This is a genomic window from Streptomyces sp. SID13666 (assembly GCF_010548325.1).
GTDB lineage: Bacteria > Actinomycetota > Actinomycetes > Streptomycetales > Streptomycetaceae > Actinacidiphila > Actinacidiphila fildesensis.
Genome location: NZ_JAAGLX010000134.1, coordinates 1 through 909, shown reverse-complemented (window position 1 = coordinate 909; position 909 = coordinate 1). Strand labels below are relative to the sequence as shown.

At 70.4% G+C, this 909-nt stretch carries 1 protein-coding gene; it reads left to right on the top strand.

Annotated elements, in window-relative coordinates; translation table 11 throughout:
- Positions 1-210: 210 nt before the first annotated feature.
- Positions 211-909 (top strand): histidine kinase dimerization/phospho-acceptor domain-containing protein (locus G3I60_RS43735; RefSeq protein WP_275419240.1); only part of this gene is annotated, 699 nt, incomplete at its 3' end.

The window sequence follows — 909 nt, the reverse complement described above, 5'->3', positions numbered from 1 at the left end:
CACGCATCAGGTGTCCCTCTCTTGACGTCCGTTCGGGGGCGAACAGCGGGCCCCGTGACCCCCACGCTCCCACGTTCGGCCCCGCACGCGTCCTTTTCCGCCCCGACAAATGAACCAATACTGGCTCCAAGGTGAACTCTTGGCAACGAGTGTTCGAGGTCGCACTCTGTTGGCTGTGGCCAGGACCTGTCCCATGCCTAACCTGGCTGCATGGACGTGAACGCGGCTGTCGCCGCAGCGGCAGCGATCGCCGGGGTGCTCACCGGCGTCATCGCCATGCTGGCGTTCCGCTGGAGCGAGCGCGACCAGAAACGCCCCACCCGCACCTCCCTGCACACCGACCCCGTACTGCCGCCCGGCGTCGACACGGTGCTGTCCGTGCTGCGCTCCTCGGCCGTCGTACTCGACGAGGCCGACGCCGTCGTCAAGGCCAGCTCGGCGGCGTACGCCCTCGGACTGGTCCGCGGCGGAAAGCTCTCGGTGGAGCCGATGCTCCACATGGCCCGCGACACCCGGCGTGACGGCGAGATACGCCAGGTCGAGCTGGACCTCCCCAGGCGCGGCACCGGACGCGGCGAGGCCCTCGCGGTCTCCGCACGCGTCGCCCCGCTCGGCTCCCGGCTCATCCTCCTCCTCGTCGAGGACCTCACCGAGGCCCGCCGCATCGAGGCGGTACGGCGCGACTTCGTCGCGAACGTCAGCCACGAGCTCAAGACCCCCACCGGCGCCCTCTCCCTCCTCTCCGAGGCCGTCATGGGCGCCTCGGACGACCCCGAGGCCGTCGAACGCTTCGCCGGCCGGATGCAGATCGAGGCCACCCGGCTGACCAGCCTCGTCCAGGAACTCATCGACCTCTCCCGGGTGCAGAACGACGACCCGCTGGAGGACGCCGAGCCGGTCCGCGTCGAC